Annotated in this window: 18 protein-coding genes and 1 other annotated feature; of the genes, 12 read left to right on the forward strand and 6 right to left on the reverse strand. The window is 44.9% G+C overall.

All coding sequences use genetic code 11. From position 1 onward, the window contains the following. From AB4Z17_RS18485 to ptsP, 3 genes are all read left to right on the forward strand, one after another. A partial coding sequence (locus AB4Z17_RS18485; RefSeq protein ID WP_441961291.1) for a hypothetical protein occupies window positions 1–546 on the forward strand: 546 nt, incomplete at its 5' end. Window positions 547–751: 205 nt separating this feature from the next. Continuing rightward, complete coding sequence (locus AB4Z17_RS18490; protein WP_441961293.1) at window positions 752–2,638, forward strand: glucose PTS transporter subunit IIA; 1,887 nt, start codon at window positions 752–754, stop codon at window positions 2,636–2,638. Next, a complete protein-coding gene (ptsP, locus tag AB4Z17_RS18495) occupies window positions 2,635–4,377 on the forward strand; it encodes a phosphoenolpyruvate--protein phosphotransferase (RefSeq protein WP_076268230.1) in 1,743 nt (580 codons plus the stop codon). The genes AB4Z17_RS18490 and ptsP overlap by 4 nt, the downstream gene beginning before the upstream one ends. Here ptsP and AB4Z17_RS18500 read toward each other — a convergent pair. Then, complete coding sequence (locus AB4Z17_RS18500; protein ID WP_076268231.1) at window positions 4,374–4,904, reverse strand: type 1 glutamine amidotransferase domain-containing protein; 531 nt, start codon at window positions 4,902–4,904, stop codon at window positions 4,374–4,376. The genes ptsP and AB4Z17_RS18500 overlap by 4 nt on opposite strands. Window positions 4,905–4,956: 52 nt before the next feature. On the opposite strand from AB4Z17_RS18500, the gene AB4Z17_RS18505 reads away from it, so the two are divergent. The 4 genes from AB4Z17_RS18505 (at window position 4,957) to AB4Z17_RS18520 (ending at window position 7,815) form a co-directional block, all read left to right on the forward strand. Continuing rightward, the gene (locus AB4Z17_RS18505) at window positions 4,957–5,394 is read left to right on the forward strand and encodes a VanZ family protein (protein ID WP_441961294.1); all 438 of its coding nucleotides are present in this window, start codon (window positions 4,957–4,959) and stop codon (window positions 5,392–5,394) included. Window positions 5,395–5,582: 188 nt separating this feature from the next. Beyond that, window positions 5,583–5,966 (forward strand): hypothetical protein, encoded by a 384-nt coding sequence (locus AB4Z17_RS18510; RefSeq protein WP_441909566.1) that lies wholly within the window; start codon window positions 5,583–5,585, stop codon window positions 5,964–5,966. A 140-nt stretch (window positions 5,967–6,106) separates the two neighbouring features. Continuing rightward, window positions 6,107–7,111, forward strand: a complete 1,005-nt coding sequence (ccpA, locus tag AB4Z17_RS18515; protein ID WP_076268234.1) for a catabolite control protein A — start codon at window positions 6,107–6,109, stop codon at window positions 7,109–7,111. Window positions 7,112–7,116: 5 nt separating this feature from the next. Continuing rightward, the gene (locus AB4Z17_RS18520; protein ID WP_076268235.1) at window positions 7,117–7,815 is read left to right on the forward strand and encodes a 5'-methylthioadenosine/adenosylhomocysteine nucleosidase; all 699 of its coding nucleotides are present in this window, start codon (window positions 7,117–7,119) and stop codon (window positions 7,813–7,815) included. An 80-nt stretch (window positions 7,816–7,895) separates the two neighbouring features. Here the strand turns inward: AB4Z17_RS18520 and AB4Z17_RS18525 are convergent, their stop codons facing one another. Both AB4Z17_RS18525 and AB4Z17_RS18530 read right to left on the reverse strand, forming a co-directional pair. Then, window positions 7,896–9,071: an acetoin utilization protein AcuC gene (locus AB4Z17_RS18525; RefSeq protein ID WP_441961296.1), complete on the reverse strand. Its 1,176-nt coding sequence runs from the start codon at window positions 9,069–9,071 to the stop codon at window positions 7,896–7,898. A gap of 201 nt (window positions 9,072–9,272) precedes the next feature. Continuing rightward, on the reverse strand, window positions 9,273–9,908 hold the full coding sequence (locus AB4Z17_RS18530) for a GNAT family N-acetyltransferase (protein ID WP_339208805.1): 636 nt from the start codon (window positions 9,906–9,908) through the stop codon (window positions 9,273–9,275). Window positions 9,909–10,149: 241 nt separating this feature from the next. On the opposite strand from AB4Z17_RS18530, the gene acsA reads away from it, so the two are divergent. Beyond that, window positions 10,150–11,874: an acetate--CoA ligase gene (acsA, locus tag AB4Z17_RS18535; RefSeq protein ID WP_441961298.1), complete on the forward strand. Its 1,725-nt coding sequence runs from the start codon at window positions 10,150–10,152 to the stop codon at window positions 11,872–11,874. 76 nt (window positions 11,875–11,950) lie between these two features. On the opposite strand, the gene AB4Z17_RS18540 is transcribed toward acsA, so the two are convergent. Continuing rightward, window positions 11,951–12,334 carry a VOC family protein gene (locus tag AB4Z17_RS18540; protein ID WP_441909561.1) on the reverse strand — a complete coding sequence of 128 codons (384 nt, stop codon included), beginning with the start codon at window positions 12,332–12,334 and terminating at the stop codon, window positions 11,951–11,953. 224 nt (window positions 12,335–12,558) lie between these two features. On the opposite strand from AB4Z17_RS18540, the gene AB4Z17_RS18545 reads away from it, so the two are divergent. Then, complete coding sequence (locus AB4Z17_RS18545) at window positions 12,559–13,518, forward strand: aldo/keto reductase (RefSeq protein ID WP_441961300.1); 960 nt, start codon at window positions 12,559–12,561, stop codon at window positions 13,516–13,518. 101 nt (window positions 13,519–13,619) lie between these two features. Here AB4Z17_RS18545 and AB4Z17_RS18550 read toward each other — a convergent pair whose 3' ends face one another. Then, the gene (locus tag AB4Z17_RS18550; protein WP_441909557.1) at window positions 13,620–16,694 is read right to left on the reverse strand and encodes a transglycosylase domain-containing protein; all 3,075 of its coding nucleotides are present in this window, start codon (window positions 16,692–16,694) and stop codon (window positions 13,620–13,622) included. 121 nt (window positions 16,695–16,815) lie between these two features. After that, window positions 16,816–17,121: a binding site (T-box leader), on the forward strand. A gap of 57 nt (window positions 17,122–17,178) precedes the next feature. Between AB4Z17_RS18550 and tyrS the strand changes: the two genes are divergently transcribed. The 3 genes from tyrS to AB4Z17_RS18565 all read left to right on the forward strand — a co-directional run bounded on the left by tyrS (window position 17,179) and on the right by AB4Z17_RS18565 (window position 20,644). After that, window positions 17,179–18,432 (forward strand): tyrosine--tRNA ligase, encoded by a 1,254-nt coding sequence (tyrS, locus tag AB4Z17_RS18555; RefSeq protein ID WP_441961308.1) that lies wholly within the window; start codon window positions 17,179–17,181, stop codon window positions 18,430–18,432. A 131-nt stretch (window positions 18,433–18,563) separates the two neighbouring features. Continuing rightward, window positions 18,564–19,094, forward strand: a complete 531-nt coding sequence (locus AB4Z17_RS18560) for a protease (RefSeq protein ID WP_441909555.1) — start codon at window positions 18,564–18,566, stop codon at window positions 19,092–19,094. Window positions 19,095–19,120: 26 nt separating this feature from the next. After that, complete coding sequence (locus AB4Z17_RS18565; protein ID WP_441961302.1) at window positions 19,121–20,644, forward strand: flotillin family protein; 1,524 nt, start codon at window positions 19,121–19,123, stop codon at window positions 20,642–20,644. Window positions 20,645–20,704: 60 nt separating this feature from the next. Here AB4Z17_RS18565 and rpsD read toward each other — a convergent pair whose 3' ends face one another. Next, on the reverse strand, window positions 20,705–21,307 hold the full coding sequence (gene rpsD / locus AB4Z17_RS18570; RefSeq protein WP_054028044.1) for a 30S ribosomal protein S4: 603 nt from the start codon (window positions 21,305–21,307) through the stop codon (window positions 20,705–20,707). Window positions 21,308–21,479: the final 172 nt, after the last annotated feature.

The raw sequence follows: 21,479 nt of genomic DNA on the forward strand, positions 1-21,479 counted from the left end.
CATTACCAAGGGCAGCTAAGCCAACCGACTTTTGGCAGAGAAACGAACTCGATTGTTGCTAACTCGCCAGGCGGTTACCAATCGTCTAATGCTTATAGCCAAGGAGCGCAAACACAACATTATGCTCCTAATAACTATTCGAATATGACGCATCCGGTGGGAACGAACAATTCATTCATGTCGCATCAACCGGTTCACAGCTACGCTCAATCGCCAGCAACGGCGTTTGGCAACGTAGGTCCGGTTATCGCACATGTAGGTTATCAAGCTGGTTCTGAGCATAACCAACAACATTCCTACTACCAGCCATCCTCGAATAATGGGGCGCAGTATGCTCAGCATGCAGCATCCAATTATGGAGGTTACGGCCAATCTCAATTCCAAAATGGATATGGCGGTATGACACAAACTCACTCAAACACGTCGCTCCACCCTGTATATGAAGCAACGAATGCTTATCAAAATGCAGGGCCTGTCATTTCTCATGTAGGCTGGCAGTCGACGAGTGCAGTCAATTCTTCTCCTTATTCAGGCGGTAATCGATAACACTTTTTTAATACAATTAGAAAAGAATCATCAACATCGGCGGGCCCTTACAGGCTCGCCGTTTTACTTTGACAAAAACGCAGCAAACGCTTAACATCGATATAGATGTGTTGAATAATGCTTACGGAGTTAGTTTTGTTTTGCAAAACTTGAAGCTTATGCTTACGAAGTAGTTTTGCTTCGCAAAACTTGAAGGAGGTGCAAGATGGTTTTCATTGGGAGCCTGCAGCAGCTTGGTAGGGCATTCATGCTGCCGATGATTGTCCTGCCAGGTGCGGCTATATTTTTGAGTTTAAGCAAGCTGCCATGGGAGTACTTTGGCCTGCCAGGAATGGAAGGCTATTTATTAGCTGCAAGCGAAACGATTTTTACATATTTACCATATATTTTTGCGCTTGGCATCTCACTAGGCTTAACGGGTAATGCTCTCGCAGCAGGGATGGCTGCACTTGTAGGTATGGCTATTTATAGCGGTATTACAGGGTCGGCAGAGGTGCCGATTGAGCCAACCGTGCTCATTGGTACACTTATAGGAATTATTTCAGGCGTGAGCCATGAGAGGTTTAAAAGTTTAAAATTACCGGAATACATACAATTTTTTGGCGGACCGCGGTTTGTACCGTTATTTGTAAGTGTTGTTAGTTTGTTGTTCTCAATAGTTATGATCAATATTGCGCCTTATTTACAAAGCATGATGATAAATCTGGGTGAAATTGTTGAATCGGGTGGCGGTTTCGGCGTATTTTTATACGGATTTGTACACCGGATTTTGGTTGTATTCGGTTTGCATCATTTGGTCAGCCATGTATTCTGGTTTCAAATTGGCAGCTTTGAAACAGCTTCAGGACAGATGGTGTATGGCGATCTTCCGCGTTTCTTCGCTGGCGATCCTACTGCCGGCTCGTTTATGGCTGGTCTTTATCCGACGATGATGTTCGCTTTGCCAGCCATCGCATTCGCGATTATTCACGAAGCGCGCGAGGATTTAAAGCCGAAAATTCGAAAAACGTTTATGTACGCAGCGCTTGCGTCATTTCTAACTGGCGTTACTGAGCCGGTAGAGTTCGCATTTTTGTTTGTTGCTCCTTATTTATACGTCGTCCATGCGATATTGTCAGGCATTATCATGTGGGTTACTTATGAGCTTGGCATTAAGCACGGATTCTCCTTCTCAGCAGGAGCCATAGATTATGTTATCAACGAGCATTTGGCAACGCGAGGTTGGCTAATCATACCGATCGGCATCGTTGTTGGCTTCGTTTATTACTTTTTGTTTCGCTGGGCGATACGAAGATTTCGGATTCCGACACCAGGTCGTGAGGAAGGCTCACAGCTTGATGAATGGGCAGGCGATATCCCTTATCGTGCACCGCTTATTTTGCAAGCCATTGGCGGTAAACAAAATATAGAAAAGATGGAGTCCTGTATTACAAGACTGCGGCTTAAAGTTTCCAACGATAAGCTGCTCGACATAAATGCACTTCGGAATCTAGGCGCTGCAGGCGTAATCAAATTAGGCGGCGGACATGTTCAGGTCGTATTTGGCACGTATTCCGAACTCATCCGTGAAGAGATGATCAAGACTATTCATCGTGATCAAGCACAAGTTTTGTTCCATTCGCCGATGCAAGGCCGCATGATTCCGCTTGATGAGGTGCCTGATCCGATATTTGCGGGCAAACTCGTCGGACAAGGCGTCGCATTTATACCAGAGAAAGGAGAGCTTGTATCGCCGGTTAAGGGCAAGGTGATGCATATTTATCCGACGATGCATGCGATCGGCATTCTTACTCCTGAGGGGCTTGAGGTTCTGCTTCATATAGGCATTGATACTTCACGTCTGGCTGGCAAAGCGTATTTTAATGCGCTCGTTAAAGAAGGGGACGAAGTTACGCCAGGCATGATGCTTATAAAATTTGATTTGCAGCGAGTTCGAAAGGAGAGCAAATCTCTTGCTACTCCTATGGTCATAACAAATTCTGATCTTGTTCACTCATGGCGATTTGCACCTTTCAAAGCGGTGAAAAAGGGGCAGTCCTCGGTATTGTCTGTTGTACTTAAAGAGAGAAACGGTGGAGGGGAAACACAATGATTCAAGGAATAGGGGCGTCAGCAGGCATAGCGATTGGGAGATCGTTTGTGCTTCCGAATTGGGAATGGGAGTTACCGGAGCAAAAAATCGATGTAGCTGATTTTGCCCGCGAGTTCGAACGTGTATACGAAGGCATTCGTACCTCTAAGTCTGAAATTGAACAGATTAAAGATGATCTGCGAGATGTTGTCGGTTCAGAGGAAACACATATATTCGATGCTCATATAGCCATTTTGGACGATCCTGTCTTTATGAATGAAATCCAAGGTATTATCCAACGCCAGTACAAAGCGGCTGAGGTTGCTGTTAAGGAAGCTATTGATCATTTTGTTACGATGTTTGATCTGCTTGACGATGAGTACATGAAAGAACGGGCGCTAGATATTAAGGATGTGGGCAATCGATTGCTGAAGCATCTGCTGGGAGCGCCAGAAATTACACTGCCTTCAGATACGCAGCCATTTATATTGATTGCTAAAGAGTTGTCTCCTTCTCAGCTAGCACATATTAATCCGCAGCATGTGCTCGGCATTGTGACCCTTGCTGGCAGCAAAACTTCACATTCAGCTATTATGGCTAGAGCGCTCGGCGTACCTCTTGTTGTTGGTGTAGAGACGAGGTTAGTTGAGCCTATTCAAACAGGGCAAACGCTAGTTATTGACGGCAATGACGGCACTGTGTTTATCGATCCTGTTCAGCAAGTTATTGACTATTACACAGAGCTGCACTCTCATCAATCGGAAGCGAAAAAAAGACTGCATGGCATTGCAGGACATCGCCCGGTAACGCCTGATGGCAAAAGGCTGGAGCTTGCAGCGAATATTAGCTCCTACAAAGAGCTGGAAATTGCGATGTCGAGTGGAGCGCATGGAGTTGGGCTGTTCCGTACGGAATTTTTGTACATGGATCGAAATCGGTTTCCAAAGGAAGAAGAACAGTTTGAGGTATATCGCAGCGTAGCCGAACGACTTGAGGGTGAGCCGCTCGTCATCCGAACGCTGGATGTCGGCGGTGACAAGCAGCTCGATTATTTTGACCTGCCAGAGGAAGACAATCCTTTTCTAGGTTACAGAGCCATTCGGATATCGCTGGATCGTAAAGATTTGTTCAAAACGCAGCTTCGTGCTATTTTGCGGGCAAGTCATTACGGTCAAGTAAAGCTTATGTATCCGCTTATTTCATCTGTCGATGAAGTTCGTGCTGCAAATGCAGTATTAAACGAAGCGAAGCTTGAGCTTGAAGCAGCTGGGTATCCCTATGATAAAGGGATGAAGATCGGAATTATGATTGAAGTTCCTGCCGCAGTTATGATCGCTGATTTACTCGCGGAAGAGGTTGATTTCTTTAGTATCGGCACGAATGATTTGGTACAGTTTACGTTAGCTGTGGATCGTATGAATGAGGAAATCGCACATTTGTATGAGCCTTACCATCCAGCACTCATTCGAATGCTGCGCATGACGGTGGAAGCGGCAAAACGGAGCGGGATAACAGTTGGCGTGTGCGGCGAGCTTGCAGGGGATCTAAGAGCGCTGCCGATTTGGCTAAGCCTTGATGTAGATGAGCTGAGCATGTCTTCGCATTCGATTTTGCCCATCAAGGAAAGGCTGCTCTTCACTTCACAAGAAGAAAGCCATGAGGTATTTCAGCAGCTGCATCATTGCCGTACAAGTACAGAAATATTGGAGCAGCTAACTGGTTTTATGGAGCGCTTGGACAAAAAAACAGCGAATGGTTAACCCATTCGCTGTACAAGTGCATCTACAAACGCTTTTGCATAAGGAGGAAGATCAGGCGGACGGCGTGCGGAAATGAGGTTTCCATCAACAACGACTGCTTCATCGAACCATGTCGCTCCTGCATTTTCCATGTCATCTCGAATGCCAGGTGTTGAAGTGACTTTGCGCCCCTCCAATATTTTCGCCGAAATGAGTACCCAGCCTGCATGACAAATTTGGCCGATCGGTTTGTCGGCGGCGTTCAGTTCTTGTACGAGCTGGAGAACTTTAGGATAACGGCGAAGCTTATCAGGTGCCCAGCCGCCTGGAACCAATAAACCGATAATGTCTTCGCTATTTACTTCATCAAATGACAAATCAGCTACAGCAGGCACGCCATATTTTCCGATATGTGTTTTACCTTTTTCAGGCCCAGCATATAAAACGGTCGCACCAGCTTCGCGCGCACGATATACGGGATACCATAGCTCCAAATCCTCAAATTCGTCGTCTAGCAAGCAGATGACGGTTTTATTTTGTAACGGCATATTTTTCCCTCCATCTAGTAAAGATCTCTATTATTGTAACGAAGGAGAAACAATGAAGCAAACGGAGAGTTATTCTAAATCATTTTCATACGTTAGGCTGCTGCGCTTTTTGCCGGCTATTGCATGGATGGCTGTTATATTTGCGCTATCTTCGAGAACAGGTGATGAGATAAATACCTTTCTCCCTTTCTTTCAAAAGTTCTTCCCCTTTATGGAAGGTTTTAATTGGGGCCATTTTGTTTCCTACTTCATACTTGCACTTACGATAGACTACGGCATTGGCAAGAGGGGCGACCGATTTTGGGTGAAGGTCGTTATTGTACTTATTTGTGGTTTATATGGAATTACAGATGAATATCATCAGTCTTTTGTTGGCGGCAGAATGCCGGACGTTATGGATGTGCGGAATGATCTTATCGGAGCAGCGATTTGGACGATTGTTGCAGCTGTGCCGCCAGTAAGGAAAATATGGAGAAAAGTTGCGCCATAACTAGCATTTTGTGGTCAATTTTGAGTGTGATTTTAGTAGTAAAAATTACAAGGTTGTGCATGCAGGAATTTGTGCGAAAATAGTCGAATCAATTATACATTATTACTCTGAAAGCTATGGTTGTTACGATAGCTGCTACTATGAAGGAGTGGACCACTTTGCATAAGAGTTGTCATTGTGGCGACATCATGAAGATGAAACTGCGCACAGTTATTTACTCAGGGAAGGTTGAGATCGATAACGTTCCTATATATTCTTGCACAGCCTGCAATCGCAGTGAAGTATTTCCGGAAGTAAAACCTGATTTATCAGGTTTAATAGCACAATTGGGGGCTCAACCAGACAAGCAGACATTCCTTTTTAATGAATGCAACGAGTGGGCTAGCATTCTGGTAGAGGCAAAGGCAGACAAGCAGCAGACGGATCGCATCGGATTCGAGAGATTGGTCGAGCAGAGAATCAATAAGCTACTTGATTTGTATTTGCTTGCTCAAACGCTTAACGATGAAGCATGGATTTTGGATTTGAAAAAGAGACTTGAGCAAATAAGCCGTCGAACGTTGCTTACATAGAAGCTCAGATTATTGATTTTACAAGACGTGCAGATGAGTGAAACATGCGTCAACATTGCGAAAAGAAATATTTTGTCGTATGATAACGTTAATATGCGTCGTGCGTAATTATAAAATCTGAGCTAATGGAGAGAAACACTGTGACGGTAACCATTTATGATGTAGCAAGAGAAGCAGGAGTATCAATGGCTACGGTTTCTCGGGTTGTGAACAATAATCCCAATGTGAAACCAGCAACACGCAAAAAAGTATATGAAGCAATAGAGCGCCTAGGATATCGTCCAAATGCCGTAGCAAGGGGCTTGGCAAGTAAGAAAACAACGACGGTGGGCGTAGTTATACCTGATATTTCAAATGCTATTTTTGCTGAAGTAGCACGCGGAATTGAAGATATCGCGAATATGTATCATTACAATATTATTTTGTGTAACGCGGATAAGAAAAAAGATAAAGAAATCCGTGTTATCAATACACTTCTTGAGAAGCAAGTAGACGGCTTGCTATTTATGGGCGGGGCAGTGACGGAAGAGCATTTGCAAGCATTTAAGACGGCTAATGTTCCGATTGTACTTTGTGCAACTTCTGATGAGAGCGGACAAATTCCATCTGTTGACATCAACCACGAGGATGCTGCGTTCGATGCTGTACAAAACTTGTATGAGCAAGGACATAGAAGAATTGCAATGATCAGCGGAACACTGCAAGATCCATCCATTGGTTATGCAAGATTCCAAGGCTATAAGCGTGCACTTGAAGCAGCAGGTATCGCTTATGATGATGCTTTAGTTCGTACGGGCAACTACCGTTATGAATCAGGCGCAGAAGCGATGAAATATTTCATTGAGCTGGACGAGCGTCCAACAGCTGTGTTCTCCGCAACGGATGAAATGGCGATCGGCGCAATTCACAGCATTCAGGATTCCGGCTTAAGAGTACCGGATGATATATCTGTCATTAGTGTTGATAACAGCCGTATGGCATCCATGGTTCGTCCACAGCTTACAGCTGTTGCACAGCCAATGTATGATATTGGCGCGGTATCGATGCGTTTGCTGACAAAGCTGATGAAGAAAGAAAATGTAGATCAATCCAAAGTTGTGCTGCCGCATGAGATTATCGTGCGTCAATCGGTTGGAGGAATATAAAAGAAATGTCGTTTAATAAAATTGGAATTATTGGCGCTATGGCTGAAGAAATTGAATTGCTGCATGAGCATGTAAACGTAGTGTCTGAGGTTACTAAAGCAGGTATTACATATTATGAAGGCACACTTCATGGCAAAACGATCATTTATTGCAAATCAGGTGTAGGGAAAGTAAATGCTGCGGTTTGCACGCAAATTTTACTTGATCTTGGTGCTGATTGCGTTCTGTTCACCGGCGTTGCCGGTGCAGTTGATCCGCAGCTTAACATTGGAGATATCGTCGTTTCGACGAGCTGTGTCCAGCATGATATGGACTGTACACCACTAGGATTTGCTCTTGGAACGATTCCTTTTCATCCAAGATCAGAATTTCCTGCAGACGAGAGATTAATTGAGCTGGCTTCTGCAGCTAGCAATCGTTTATTCTCAGGACGCAGCATACAGGGCAAAGTGCTGTCGGGCGATCAATTCATTGCCAGCCGCGAGTCGGTCAAGCTGCTTCACGAGAAGCTGCAAGGCGCTTGCGCGGAGATGGAAGGCGCCTCAGTCGCTCAAGTATGCGATATGAATAATACACCATTTGTCATTATTCGTTCGATGTCTGACAAAGCGGATGGATCGGCTCATGTGAACTTTCCAGAATTTACGGTAATCGCCTCCAACAATTCTTATCAAATCATTGATGATATCATGCAAAATATTTAAATGAAATACAAAGAACCAGCTCTGATGCCAACATCGGAACTGGTTCTTTTTTTTAATACGAGCATGACGCTGTAATCGGATTACAGATCTTGAATAACGATCTGCTGCATCATTCTGTTTTTGTTCGTAATTTCGATTCGTCTAGGCATAGGCTCAATATCTTCTAGATTGTCCATCCAATGCGTAGGGAGCTTGTGAGGGCTAATGGATTCCCAATGACTCAACCAGCGGTCTGGAAGCCTAGCTTCTTCACCAGCTGCAATCGCATGTGCAATAGGGTGATCAATCATTGTAAGCCATACTAAAGACCAAGCTCTTGGAACGACGCGGAAAATATCATAACCGCCGCCGCCTAACGCAATCCAGCGGCCATCGGTATAGGTATGGGCTAATTCATGGATGATAGCAGGAATTTGGGCATATATTCGCATGCTGCAATGAATATGAGAGAGCGGGTCAAAGGCATGAGCATCGCAGCCGTGCTGACTAATAATGACATCCGGTTTGAAGGCCGAAATGATTTTGCGCAACGTAATATTAAAGCTCTCCAGCCAGGATTCATCCTCTGTGTACGGTTCTAACGGCACGTTAAAGCAAGCGCCAAAACCATGGTCTGTGCCTTTTTCGTGCACGTAGCCTGTACCTGGAAACAGAAATTTTCCCGTTTCATGGATCGAATAGGTGCATACGTCTGGATCATCATAGAAAACCCACTGAACACCGTCCCCGTGATGGACATCCGTATCAATATAAAGCACTTTTGCCCCATACGTTTGACGGATATGCTTAATAGCGACTGCTGCATCGTTGTAAACACAGAAGCCTGAGGCGCGGTCAGGGAAGGCGTGATGCAATCCTCCGGCAAGATGGTAGGCATGCTTGGCTTGACCCGTCATAACAAGCTCAGCGGCCGTCACAGAGCCTCTGACGATGGACATTGCTGCCTTGTGYATGCCTGGGAAATAAGGAGTGTCTTCTGTGTGTAGTCCAAACTGCTGTGCAAGTACGCTGTTATCATCGATTTCGGCTTCACTCAATTGCTTAACAGCGTCCAAATAGTCGGTTCTATGGACGAGTGACAGCAGCTCATCCTCGGAATACACTGCAGGAGGCTGGATATCCTCATCATACAATGCATCAACTTCTTTGAGCAGATCGATCGTTAGAGCAAGCCGCAGCGGATCGAAAGGATGCTCCTCACCGAATTTATATCCGCTAGTATCCGAATGATAGATGAAAATAGAGTCAGAAGCCATTCCTATCCTCCTTAAGGTTTGCGCAGCAAACCTGCATCGTAAGCATAAACTTAGGTTTGCGGAGCAAACCAGCATCGTAAGCGTAACTTAGGTTTGCGCAGCAAACCTGCATCGTAAGCATAAACTTAGGTTTGCGGAGCAAACCTGCATCGTAAGCATAAACTTAGGTTTGCGGAGCAAACCAGCATCGTAAGCAAAACCTTAATACATAAATCTCTGACGAAAACGTACTGTGTCAAAATGTTCTACCGAGCTTAGCGGGACCTCTGTGCCGATACGGACCATAAGACAATTAGCGGGATGGGAGCAAATTTCGGGGTCATCTGTGGCGTACCAAATCATTCCGACGGATTGCATCAATTTTTCCATCATTTTGCGATAATCCCACACATTCAGCTTCGTACCCTCAAGATCCCAATGCCAATAATACTCTGTCGTAAATACAATCATATTTTCTAATTGCTCCTCGGCGAAGGCGAGCTGAATCATTCGTTTTCCTAAGCCAAGGCCGCGATAATCATCTGCAACCTCGATGGCGCCGAGCTCGATTAAATCCGTCATTCCGCCTTCTGACCAGCGCTCAAGCTCGTCTGCATAGTGGAAGGTAACGTATCCAACGATAACCGAGCCTTCACGCGCTAAAATAATTCTTCCTTCTTCTAGGCCGGCAATTTCAACTAGCGCAACATGCTGCTCGTTTGGTCTGCGGAATGCATCCAGCGATTTGTGCATCGTCATGTTGGCTAACTGATCGGGCGGTACTGGTCCTTCCAAAATAAGTTCACGACTTGCGTCCAAAACGAGCTGCTCTCGCTGCAAACGCTTTCGATGTTCCAAGGCTGCCCCCCCTTTGCTGTTAAATTGCTGCTTAACACAATCCTCTATTACTCTTTATAACAAACATTTTACTAAATGAAAAGCGTAGTCGAATAGAAAAAGGTTATGTTATAATAAGTTTGGCGGTTTAAGATCATGGGATGCGCGAGTTGTTGTCGGCTTGTTTGCCTCAAGTTACGACTTCGTTTTGAAAGCGTATTCTTACAAAGTAGAAACACAGATTTGATGGGAGAGTGATAGTATGATCAACTTACATCAAGAACGAATTCCAGCGACTGCGCAAAATTCGAACTTACCGAATTATGAAGAAGCGATTAATTCCTTTGAATGGAGTCAAATCGAAAGTCAATTTAGCTGGTACACAACTGGAAAAGTAAATATGGCGTATGAGGCCATTGACCGTCATGTCGAGCAAGGAAAAGGCGATAAAATCGCCCTTTACTATAGCGATAGTGAACGGGATGAATCCTACACCTTCGAACAACTGAGCAAACAATCCAATCGTTTTGCAAACGTCTTGCGCAAGCTTGGCATTTCTAAAGGCGAGCGTGTCTTTATCTTTATGCCGAGAACGCCGGAGCTTTATTTTAGCGCGCTTGGTGCTTTGAAGGTCGGCGCGGTCGTTGGACCGCTATTCGAAGCCTTTATGGAGACAGCGGTAAAGGACAGACTTTTGGATAGCGAAGCTACTGCTATTATTACAACGCCTGCTCTTCTCAAAAGAATTAAGAGAGATGAGCTGCCGAATTTAAAGCACGTAATCGTATTCGGCAAAGATTTAGCGAAGGAAGAGAATATTGTTGATTTTGCAGAAGAGATGGCTGYAGCGTCCGACGAGGCTGAGATTGTATGGCTGGAGCGCGAGGATGGTCTCATTTTGCATTATACTTCCGGCTCAACCGGCAAACCAAAAGGTGTCTACCATGTACAAAATGCGATGATTCAGCATATGTATACGGGTCAAATAGTACTTGATTTGAAAGAAAACGATATATATTGGTGCACTGCAGATCCAGGCTGGGTTACTGGCACTTCTTATGGCATCTTTGCACCGTGGCTTAACGGCGCTACAAACGTCATACGAGGCGGACGCTTTAGCCCAAGCGATTGGTATAGCGTCATTCAGAAATACGGCGTTACGGTATGGTATAGCGCGCCTACGGCATTCCGTATGTTAATGGGTGCAGGTGACGAAATATCACAGCAGTTTGATCTTACAAGCTTGCGGCATGTTCTAAGCGTAGGCGAGCCGCTTAACCCAGAGGTCGTAAGATGGGGAATGAAGGTTTACGGCCAACGCATTCATGATACATGGTGGATGACGGAGACAGGCGGCCAATTGATTTGCAACTATCCAAGTATGGATATTAAGCCAGGATCGATGGGCAAGCCGTTGCCAGGCGTGAAAGCTGCTATTATCGATGATAGCGGCAATGAGGTGCCTCCATATCGTATGGGCAATTTAGCAATACATGTGCCTTGGCCATCCATGATGCGCAAGGTATGGAATAATCCTTCTAAGTATGAGGAATATTTTTATCTTAAAGGCTGGTATATCTCTGGAGATTCCGCCTATATGGACGAAGATGGCTACTTCTGGTTCCAAGGCCGTATCGATGATGTAATCAATACAGCAGGCGAGAGAGTAGGCCCGTTTGAGGTTGAGAGCAAGCTGGTTGAGCATCCGGCTGTAGCAGAAGCGGGGGTCATCGGCAAACCAGATCCGATGCGTGGAGAAATCATTAAAGCTTTTATTGCGCTCCGCGAAGGCTATGTGGCCTCGGACGAATTGAAGCTTGAGATTTCACAATTCGTAAAAGTAGGCTTATCCGCCCATGCGGCACCAAGAGAAATTGAATTTAAGGATAAGCTTCCCAAAACACGAAGCGGCAAAATTATGCGTCGAGTGCTGAAAGCGTGGGAGTTGAACCTGCCAACGGGCGATTTGTCCACAATTGAAGACTAATCAAAACATGAAAAAGAGGATGGCTCCTGATCAGATCAGGGGCCATCCTCTTTTTAGTGCTTTATTCGAGCATTCATTAACGCTGAAATAACTCGATTCGCTCACCGTCAGGTCCGCTTACAAAAAAGTATTGGTATCCGTTCGGCAGTACAGTGATGCCCTCATCGATAAAGGTCACTTCAAGCTGCTTTAAACGTTCAAATTCTGCATGGACATCAGTTGCTGTCACTGCAAAATGATGCACCTTGCCTTCACTTGGAAGGTTGTCATTATAGCCTTGAATCAATTCTAATTCGGTTTCGTCGGAACCGCCAAAGCCAAGAAAGGCAAGCTCAATAATTCCATTCGTATGAGGCGTTCTTCCTTTAAGCTCAAAGCCAATAATTTCAGTATAAAAAGAAATAGAAGCATCAATATCTTTTACCATAACGCCAACATGATCAATACGTCTTTTAGTCATTGTTTTTATTTCCTTCCTAATCGGGAATATGGAATTTTATCGCAATAATGAATGCTTTTTATCATAAGGAGATGGAAAACAGTTGTCAAGTCATAATTATCGAGTGGTAGTTAACCAGTTGGTTCATTTTGAAAAAAATGGGTTGACTTTCATGCAGACACATTTATAATTATGTTAGTTCCAAGTAATCGGGTAGGAATAATTAAGTAAAGGAGGTTCGCTTGTTGGATAAGAGAAAATTAGGCAATAGCGAGCTTTATCCATCTGTTATCGGGTTCGGTGCTTGGGCTGCTGGGAAAGCAGGCTGGGGAGAAGTCGATGATAACGAGATTGAGGCTGTCATTCGTCGTGCGTATGAACAGGGGATCACCTTCTATGACACCTCTCCATCCTATGGGCTGGGACATTCCGAGAAAGTGCTTGGTAAAGTGCTGCAGCCAGTAAGGGAACATGTCATTATCGCAACAAAAGCTGGCCTCATCTGGAACGATCAAGGGCAGTTTAGTATAAATGTATCCAAAGCAAATATAATTCGTGAGGTAGAGGAGAGCCTGCGGCGATTAAATACGGACTATATTGATTTGTATCAAGTACATTTTCCTGATCCCAGCGGCAAAACAGCGATTGAAGAAACGTTTGAAACGTTAAATCAACTCGTCGTTGACGGGAAAATTAGGAATATCGGCGTTTCAAACTTTAACGTTCAGCAATTAGTTGCAGCGCAATCCGTTAGCAATATAGTATCTTTGCAGCTGCCCTATAACTTGTTCCAGCGCGATGTTGAACATGCAGCATTACCCTATGCGAAGCAGCAAAACATAGGTTTTATTCCTTATAGTCCGTTAGCTCAGGGGTTGTTGACGGGGAAATTTAATTATTTGACAAGGCTGCCCAAAACGGATGTTCGTGCGCAGCTTAATCCATTATTTTCGGATAAACAGTTTATAAAAAACATTGTCATCATCGAAACCTTTAATGGAATTGCTAGAGCCATCGAGAAACCGTTAAGCCAGGTAGCTATCAACTGGTTATTGTATAAGCAGGAAATATCGAGCGTGATCGCAGGTGCGAAGACGGTTAAGCAGCTGGAGGAAAATACGGCTGCAACTAAGTGGCGTCTATCCAGAGAAGATTATGAGCAAATAAGCCGTTTGTTTGAAACGGATTCATCTTATGTCATTTGATAAACATAGAATGCTGCTCTTATTATTCATTTTCTAAATAGTAAATTCCCAAAAGAAATGGCAGCAGCCCCGTGAGAGGCTGCTGCCTATTTCGTTTACCTCTAGCTGATCGTTTGCTTGGAGGATGGTGATGACTCGCCTTTCGCGTTTTCAGAGGTTATATAGAAGGAACCTGTGATAAGCGGCGCAACATACTCAAAGCTTGTTTCCAAGGTTGATCCGATCTTGGAATATTGACCATCGTTGTTTGCACTGTAGTAAATATTATATTGCGTCACTTGGTCTGACACACTGTTAGCCGCCCAAGTTAATCGTACGCTTAGATCTGTTTTCGCAGCCTGCAACCCAGTAGGTGTGGAAGGTGCTGTTGTTGTGCCAGAACCATTTCCACTTCCATTTCCGCTTGAGTTGTCTCCACCTGTTGTCGGTGGAGGGGTATTCGGTGTGCTGCCATATTGTACAATTTGACTAGGTGCTGACTCTTTGCCCACAACATCAACCGCTGTTACGTAATAAGTGTAGTTTTGAGCATTGGATGCATACACTTTCATACGTTTGTCTGCACCAACAACAATGGATTCCCCTTGCTTCTCATAAGGCCCTTGATTAACCGAACGGTACACGCGGTAACCAACGACATCAGCAGCAGTACTATCATTAAATGTCAATATAAGCACGCCATCCGACGATTGCAGCTTAACGCTTGCCGGAGGTGGTGGAGCTGCCCCATCATCAACGCGAGGGTCTGGTTTAGACGGCGCGTTGTTTTCTGCATCCGCAGGAAGGTAAATATCAAGTGGACGACGACTGCTAGCCGGAAGTTTCTGCTGTGCTGCCTTAATTTCATCCATAAGAACATCCAGCGGTTTTTTACGCTTAATAACGATTTGTTCCTTAATCATATCGCTAGGAGTAGCTGGGTTCGGAACATAGTTAACGCCATTGAAGGAAATATAAGCCATCTTCACGAGCGCGTCATCTGTTTTCTTAGGTATATCCTTCTTGTTAAACCAGTCAGTTACAAGCATGCCTGCTTGCTTCGTTAATTGACTTGGAAGCAAGCCGCTAGCGCTTGACACCGTAGCTTTGACAATGCCGGATGGACGTTCAAATTCTTTGGTTACAAAAACTTCCGGCTTCTTCTCAGCCATCTTATTCATAATGAGTGCCCAGATGGAACGAGCACGCGTTTTGCCGACCTCGGATAGGGAGTTGACCTGTTCCTCATAACCGGCCCACACGCCTAGCGTAATATCTGGCGAGAAGCCCATAAACCACACGTCACCGTAGCTTTGTGTAGAGCCTGTTTTACCGGCAATAGGAATTTCTCCGTACTTATCGAATTGTGATTTCAATTTGTTAGCAGAACCGCTCTTGCTTGAAATAACAGTCGACAGCATATCTGTCATCAAGAAGGCACTCTGCTCCGAGAACACTCGTTTTGGTTCCTGCTTGTGTTCATATACAATTTTTCCGTTTGCATCTGTAATTTTTTGAATCATATAAGCATCATTGAAAACGCCTTTGTTCGGAATCGAGCCGTATGCATTCGTAAGCTCTTCAACCGATACGCCGATGCTTAGACCGCCAATTACACCGGTTTGTGCATAAGCATCTTGCGGCTGCAGCGTTGTAATGCCTAGCTTTTTAACGAACTCCCAAGCATTTTCAATTTTGACTTCCTCATTGAAAATTTTCAGAGCAGGCAAGTTCAAGGAACGGTTTAATGCCTCACGCGCCGTTACTAGACCCGCGAACTTACGGTTTACGTTCATTGGGATATGGAAACCCTTCTGGCCATCTTTCAGGACAATTGGAGCATCATCAATTATGCTCGCGGGCTGAATGATACCCATTTCAATAGCTGGAAGGTAAGCCGCCAATGTTTTCATCGTTGAGCCTGGCTGCCTTGTCATCTGAGTGGCATAGTTTAATTGCTCCTCATAGAAATCTCGGCCTTCAAGCATACCCACGATAGCGCCAGTTTTGTGATCGAGCATGATCGCTGCAATCTGCTCCAGCCCTTTTTTCTCGCTGTATGGCGTGAAGTTCTCATCATTGGTGCCAATCTCGCGCATGAGCTGGTAAACATCCTTGTCGATGGTTGTATAGACATGGTAGCCGCCGCGCAGCAAATGATCGCGAGCTTCCTCAATAAGCGGAGCATTTTCCTTTTTGCGAAGGTCTGCTTTTGTTAAAGTAGAATCCTGCGCCATGAGCATAATTTCCGCTGCTTGACGTTCTGCTTCAAGCATGAGATAAGGATAGGTTGTATAGGCTTTTTCTTTTGGCTTAGCCAGCGTTTTCCTAATATCGAATTTGGACGCTTCGTCGTACTCTTGCTGAGTAATCCGCCCAGTCTCGAACATTCGCTTCAAAACTGTTTTTTGGCGTCCTAGTGCGAGTTCAAAGCCCGCCTCATTGAATTGACCTTTACCTGTGAACGCTGTATAGGCAGAAGGCCTTTGCGGTAGACCTGCCAAATAGGCAGACTGCGCAATATTCAGCTGGTTTAGATCCGAAATATCAAATATCCCTTTGGCAGCTGCTTTAATGCCGAACAAATTGTAGCCGCTGGAACCATTTCCGAACGGAACCTTATTCAAATAAGCTGCTAAAATCTCTTCTTTCGTTAAATAACGTTCCATGCGCAGCGATAAAAATATTTCTTTAATTTTACGGCTATCTGTTTTGTCCAAACTTAGAAATACACGTCGCGCAAGCTGCTGAGTAAGCGTACTTCCGCCCGTTTGTGTATCTTCATTTAGAAGCTTTTGCTTTACTGCACGTCCAAGGCCGTTAATGTCTACGCCATGATGCTCCAAAAAGTTATTGTCCTCAATGCCAAGTACGGCAGTAATAACCTGCGGCGGTAAATCATCATATGTAATAATCATTCGGTCCTCTGACGTTCTTAGCTGTCCGACAAGTGAATCATCATTGAAGTAAACAAATCCTGTGATGGCATTTTCGCCGATCTTCTCTAAAATAACGGATCGAGGTCTTACGGTTTCGTCTTTCACAAGCGCGGCCACATAACCAGTTACTGCTCCACCGGCAAGCAATCCGATGAAGATTCCGAAATATACCATCCATTTAGCTGTTATAAAAGTTACGATTCCAAATGTACGCCATTTGCTTCTTTTGTTTGGCGCAGGTTGACGATCTTCTTGCATTTCTATGACTCCTCCTCCAAATAGCACACCTATTATAACATAAATCGCTAAAGTAACGCATTCTTTCCTTGCATTGACTTCACAACACGGCTATGGTATAAATTCAATAATGTTTTATCTAATCAATGCTTTGAAGGGCATGAGTAGACAGCGAATCGTACTTTCAGAGAGCCGGTGGGTGGTGGAAACCGGTATGCGCCGCTTGTTGAATTACCGCCTGGAGCTAAGTGAAGGAACCGTATACTGACAATCCTCTGCACATTTTGGCAAAAAAGCCTGTGGGGCAGTCGAATCAGCCGTAGTAGTTCACTTCGGAGCCCGTCTCCGTTATCAACAACGAAGTGAGAGTACCTCTTTTTTTATGTGAAAAAAGGCAGGAGTACTCTAACGAGGGTGGTACCGCGAGCTAATCCTTCTCGTCCCTTGGGGCTGGAAGGATTTTTTATGTCTATATAGACGCATACAAAGGAGGAAAAGTTCTATGGTGAAGTGGGAAAGTTTAAGTGGCGAGCAGAAAAGTGAGGTCGAGCGTCAGCTGGCTGTCATTCGCCGCGGTGTTGTGGAGATTGTACCTGAGGATGATTTGAAAAATAAAATAGCGAATGCTGTCGCAACAGGAAAGCCGTTAAATGTAAAGCTAGGACTTGATCCTTCAGCGCCAGACATTCATATCGGCCATACGGTTGTTCTTCACAAGCTTCGTCAATTTCAGGAACTCGGTCATCAGATTCAGCTGATTATCGGTGATTTTACAGGCAGAATCGGCGATCCAACGGGCAAATCGGAAACAAGGAAGCAATTGACGGAAGAAGATGTGAAGCGGAATGCGGAAACATACCAAAAACAAATTTATAAAATATTAGATCCACAGCAAACAAAGCTCTACTACAACTCGGAATGGCTTGCACCGCTTAACTTCGCGGATGTTGTAAATCTAGCCGGGAAAGTAACGGTTGCACGCATGATGGAGCGTGATGATTTCACAAAACGGTACACGAGCGGATTGCCGATCAGCATTCATGAGTTTTTCTACCCGCTGATGCAGGGATACGATTCCATAGCTCTTGATTCCGATGTGGAGCTAGGAGGCACGGATCAGACATTTAACCTATTAATGGGCAGAACCTTGCAGAAGGAATATAATAAACCGGGCCAAATTGTAATTACGACTCCTTTGATCGAAGGGTTGGACGGCGTAAATAAAATGAGCAAAAGCTTGGGCAATTACATCGGTATCGATGAAGAGCCAAACCAAATCTACGGCAAATCGATGTCGATTCCAGATAGGCTTATGCTCAAATATTACGAGCTTGCTACTGATTTAAGCAACGAGGAGCTTGCGGCATTGAAAGCTGGACTGGCAGATGGATCTGTACATCCACGTGATGCGAAGATGCAGCTTGCAGCGACATTTGTACGAATGTACCATGGCGAAGAGGCAGCGAAAGCGGCAGAAAATCATTTTATTACCGTATTTCAACAACGTGCGCTGCCTGATGATATCGAAGAGGTATCGATTGCTGCGAAACAATTGGAAGATGGCCAAATTCGCATCGTGAACCTGCTCACTATGCTTGACTTGCTGCCAACGAGCAGTGAAGCGAGAAGAAGCGTTCAGCAAGGGGCTGTTCGTCTAAATGAAGAGAAGATAACAGATATTAATGCGGATATTTCTCCTAAGGATGGCGACGTGCTTCAAGTTGGAAAACGTAAATTTATAAAAATTAAATTAACATAATTGGAATAATAGAGCTTGTTGAAATGATAAAATTCAACAAGTTCTATTTTTTTAGAAACAAAAGAGCGTTTTCAACGTATTAAATAACGGAAGCATTAACAGGTTATGGATACTAAGGGAGGAGGAGAGAGTTGGAGACGCTATTTATGTCTTGTCTAGTCGGAGGAATCCTTTATGCGCTCGTAAGTATTATTTTTGGGGATTTGATCGGGCAAGCACTCGATGGAGCACTCGATTTTTTATCCTTAGATGGTCATTCATGGCTGTCGCCGACTGCGCTAGTAGGCGGGATAACCACTTTTGGCGGAGCAGGGATCCTACTCGGACGCTACACTGCCTTTAGTTCAACAGCCATCGTGATGATTGCCTTATTCATCGCACTTACAGCTGCAGCAGCTGTTTTCTTTCTCTACATTAAGCCGATGGAGCAAAGCGAGAATTCGATCGCTTTTTCGCTAAATGATTTGTCGGGTAAGCTTGGGGAGGTGCTGGTCCCCATTTCTGCGAAGGGCTATGGTGAAGTGATGGTTAAGGTGGGAGCTGGATTTACGAATCAAATTGCAGCTAGCTTCGAAGGCGTTGAAATTACAAGCGGCTCCAAGGTTGTTGTTGTTGAGGTAAGGGACAGTACTTTGTATGTATCGGAAGTAAATCTATCTTAATTAAAGCAGTATAAGGGGGAAATTTAATGGAAGATATTTATGTTATACCTGTTATTGTAGTTGGCGTTTTTGTTATATTAGGTCTTGCCTTCTGGGCGCGCTACAAAACAGTAAGTCCAGACGAAGCGATGCTCGTAACGGGATCATTTCTAGGCTCCCGAAATGCGAGCACGGATGAATCTGGGCGCAAAGTGAAAATCATTAGAGGCGGAGGCGCATTTATTCTGCCGATATTCCAGAAGGCTGAGTTTTTATCGCTATTGTCCCATAAGCTGGATGTATCGACGCCGGAGGTATACACAGAGCAAGGCGTACCAGTCATGGCAGACGGTGTAGCGATCATTAAAATTGGCGGCGCGGTTGAAGATGTGGCGACGGCGGCAGAGCAGTTTCTAGGCAAGCCTACCGAAGCGCTCAAGGGTGAAGCGCAGGAAGTATTGGAAGGACATTTGCGCGCAATTCTTGGCTCAATGACAGTTGAAGAGGTATATCGCAACCGCGATAAATTTGCGCAAGAGGTGCAAGGGGTTGCAGCTAAGGATTTGAAGAAGATGGGTCTTCAAATCGTTTCCTTCACGATCAAGGATTTGCGCGATAAACATGGATATTTGGACGCGCTGGGTAAACCGCGGATTGCTGCAGTCAAAAGAGATGCTGAGATTGCGGAAGCTGAAGCGATTCGGGATGCTAGAATYCAGAAGGCACTCGCTGCTGAGGCCGGTCAAAAGGCCGAGCTAGTGCGTGATACCAACATTGCGGAAGCAGAGAAAGAAAAGGAAATGAAGGTCGCGACGTTTAAACGTGACCAAGATACAGCAAGAGCGGAAGCGGATCAGGCTTATTCGATTCATGAAGCGCGAGCTAAGCAAAACGTAGTCGAAGAGCAAATGAAGGTTGAACTCGTACGTAAAGAACGTGAGATCGATCTGGAAGGAAAAGAAATATTGCGCCGTGAGAAGCAGTATGATGCAGAAGTGAAGAAAAAAGCCGATGCAGACCGTTACGCAGTTGTACAAGCGGCGGAAGCGAACAAGGCGAAGCTTCTTAATGAAGCTGATGCTCTGCAATACCGTATTGAAGCGGAAGCCAAGGCACATGCTACCCAGAAACGTTTGGATGGTTTAGCTGTTGCAGAAGCAGAGAGAGCGAAAGGTACAGCGGAGGCAGACGTTATTCGTCTTCGCGGTTTAGCGGAAGCGGAAGCAAAAGAGAAGCTAGCTGAAGCTTTTGAGAAATTTGGAGAAGCTGCAATCCTTGATATTATCGTAAAAATGCTTCCTGAGCTGGCTGGCAAAATTGCCGATCCTATCGGCAACATTGATAAGCTTACTGTCGTTGATACAGGGAATGGCGAAGGGGCGGCACGTATAAGCAATTATGTGACTTCATTAATGTCTACTGCTCCGGAGATGCTGAAGAGCGTATCGGGAATCGACGTGAATGCAATCATTAAAGGTCTGACGAATAGAGGCGGTAATTTGCCTGCAGTACCTAGCAAACCGGTTGATATTGCTGCTGCTCCTGCTGTAATTAAGCTTCCTGAACAATAGAGTAAGGCAGTGTAAACAGAAAAAAACCTTGAACCAAATGGTTCAAGGTTTTTTTGTTTATTAACGGCTGTAGAATTCGACGATTTGTTTCTCGTCGATATCTTGGGAAAGCTCACCGCGGTCAGGCAGACGAAGGAATTTACCTTCCATTGCTTGATCGTTGAACTCCAAGTAGTTCGGAAGGTGATGACGGCCTTCCATAGCTTCTTTAATTGTTCTAAGGCTGCGGCTGCGCTCGCGCAAACCGATTACATCGCCAAGAGAAACGCTGTAAGAAGCGATATCCACTTTCTTGCCGTTTACAGTTACGTGACCATGTGATACCAACTGACGAGCTCCTGCACGGGAGTTGGAAAGGCCAAGACGGTAAACGAGGTTGTCAAGACGGCTTTCAAGGAGGCCCATGAAGTTTTCACCGGCTTTACCTTTCATTTTTGCCGCTTTGTCAAACAAGTTGCGGAATTGTTTTTCGTTCAAACCGTACATGTGACGAAGCTTTTGTTTCTCTTGCAATTGAACGCCGTAACCGCTCATTTTTCTGCGTTGGTTAGGGCCGTGTTGACCTGGTGGAAAAGCGCGTTTTGCAAGTTCTTTACCCGTTCCGCTCAAAGAGATTCCAAGGCGACGGCTTAGTTTAAATTTAGGTCCTGTATAACGTGACATACGTAATATTAACTCCTTCATCAAATAAATTTGTGAATGGGGTTGTGTTTCGCCGAATACGTTCAATGTTCGAGCAAGCTCGTCCCTGATAGGCTAGTCAGCCGCTGGCCTATAGTGAACGTATTTCATGAGGGTGACACAAAACCGTACGCCCATCTATTCATCAATAAAT

The sequence above is a fragment of the Paenibacillus sp. TAF43_2 genome, from assembly GCF_052113545.1.
Classification (GTDB): Bacteria; Bacillota; Bacilli; order Paenibacillales; family Paenibacillaceae; genus Pristimantibacillus.